The organism is Kitasatospora sp. NPDC023120, from assembly GCF_055560835.1.
The window spans coordinates 1-2,303 of the sequence record NZ_JBVHHY010000099.1 but is presented as its reverse complement, the minus strand read 5'-3'; the positions used below and the strand labels follow the sequence as shown (position 1 = coordinate 2,303).

Below are 2,303 nucleotides of genomic sequence, written 5' to 3'. Positions count from 1 at the left end.
TCACGGTCCGAGCCGACGACGACAGCCCGGTGCTCCAGCGCACCACGCGTCGTCGCCAGCGAGAACGCCACATCCACCGGCTCCAGCTCCGGACGCTCCGCGACGAACGACCGCAGCCGCTCGGCCTGCGCCGTCAGCCCCTGCGCGGACGCGGCCGACACCACCCAGGGCAGGAGACCGTCCCGGGGCCCAGAAGCCTGGTCCGCCTCTGCCGCCGCAGGGGCCTGCTCGATGATGACGTGAGCGTTGGTGCCGCTGAACCCGAACGAGGAGACGGCCGCGCGGCGCGGCTGCCCGGTCTCCGGCCACTCCCGCTGGTCGGCGAGGAGCCGTACCGTTCCGGAGGACCAGTCGATGTGCGGGGACGGCTCGTCGACATGCAGGGTGCGCGGCAGCACGCCGGCCTGCATCGCCATCACCATCTTGATCACGCCGCCGACACCGGCGGCGGCCTGGGAGTGGCCGATGTTCGACTTCAACGAGCCGAGCCACAGCGGCTGTTCGGCGGTTCGGCCCTGCCCGTACGTTGCCAGCAGAGCCTGCGCCTCGATCGGGTCGCCCAGGGAGGTTCCCGTCCCGTGAGCCTCCACCGCGTCCACCTGGCCGGCCTCCAGCCCGGCCGAGGCCAGCGCCTGCCGGATCACCCGCTGCTGCGCCGGACCGTTCGGCGCCGTCAGACCGTTCGACGCACCGTCCTGGTTCACCGCGCTGCCGCGCACCACTGCCAGCACCGGATGCCCCAGCCGCCGGGCGTCCGACAGCCGCTCCACCAGCAGCATGCCCACACCCTCGGACCAGCCAGTGCCGTCGGCACCCGCGCCGAACGCCTTGCACCGGCCGTCCGCAGCAAGACCCCGCTGCCGGGAGAAGTTGACGAAAGCAGCCGGGGTGGCCATGACGGTCACGCCGCCGGCGAGCGCCATGTCGCACTCGCCCGACCGCAGCGCCTGCACCGCCAGGTGCAGGGCCACCAGCGAGGACGAACACGCCGTGTCCACACTCACCGCCGGACCCTCCAGCCCGAAGGTGTAAGACAGACGACCCGCGATCACACTCGTCGCATTGCCCGTCCCCATCAAACCCTCAAGATGCCCCGGCACCTCACGCAACCGCGACGCGTAATCGTGGTACATCACACCCGCGAACACCCCGGTCCGGCTCCCCCGAAGAGACCCCGGATCGATCCCCGCCCGCTCGAACGCCTCCCACGATGTCTCCAGCAGCAGCCGCTGCTGCGGATCCATCGCCAGCGCCTCACGCGGCGAAATGCCGAACAGGCCGGCGTCGAACTCGGCGGCCGTGTCCAGGAATCCACCACGGCAGCCGTAGGTCTTCCCGGGACGGTCCGGATCCGGGTCGTAGAGGGCGTCGACGTCCCAGCCCCGGTCCGTCGGGAAGTCAGAGATGGCGTCCCCACCGGACAGGACCAGCTCCCACAGACCCTCCGGCGACGACACACCGCCGGGGAAGCCGCACCCGATCCCCACGATCGCGATCGGCTCGCTGGAGGCGGAGCGCAGGGCGTTGTTCTGCTGCCGGAGCCGCTCGGTTTCCTTGAGGGAGGCGCGAAGTGCTTCGACGATCTTGTCGTTGGGCGTTGCCATGATGTGCTCCGAAGTACGAGGTGAGTCAGGAGTCGTTGCCGTCGAGCGCCATGCGGATCAGGTTGTCGACATCCATCTCGTCGATGGACGCCTCCGCCTCCGCGGCGCTGTCGCCCCGGCGGGCCGGATCGACGAGATCAAGCACCAGGTCCAGCAGACCGGCCTCGCGGAACCGGGACATCGGGATGGAGGAGAGCGCCTCCCGGAAGGCCTTCTCCTCCGCGCCCTCCGCCGTCACGGCGTCCTCCGGACGGATCTCGTTCCGGATCTGCTCGGCCAGCACGGTGGCGTTCGGGTAGTCGAAGACGAGCGTGGCGGGAAGGTGCAGCCCAGTCACGGCGTTAAGGCGGTTGCGCAGCTCCACCGCGGTGAGGGAATCGAAACCCAGGTCGACGAAGGACCGCTCCGGCCCGACGGCCTCCACCGTCGCGTGCCCGAGGACCGCGGCGACCTCACCACGGACGAGCCGGAGCAGGTACTGCTCGGCCTCGGCCTGGCCCATACCCGCCAGCAGCTCACGCGGGGCGGCGTTCGACGTCCCCTCCGCCGCACGACGGGCCCGGGCGCGGACCAGCCGGCTCAGCAGGACCGGCAGGCGACCGGAGTCGGCGAGGGTTCGGAGGGCGGGGAGGTTGAGGCCGATGGGCAGGAGGAGCCCGTCGTGGGTGGTGTAGGTGAGGGCCTGGTCGAGGAGGGCCA

At 71.1% G+C, this 2,303-nt stretch carries 2 protein-coding genes; both read right to left on the bottom strand.

The annotated features are described in order from the left end of the window. Nucleotides 1-1,607 (bottom strand): type I polyketide synthase (locus ACZ3TI_RS40860; RefSeq protein WP_465735650.1); only part of this gene is annotated, 1,607 nt, incomplete at its 3' end. Between the two features lie 22 nt (nucleotides 1,608-1,629). Beyond that, the coding region (locus ACZ3TI_RS40855; protein WP_465735648.1) for an acyl carrier protein at nucleotides 1,630-2,303 on the bottom strand (674 nt) is incomplete at its 5' end.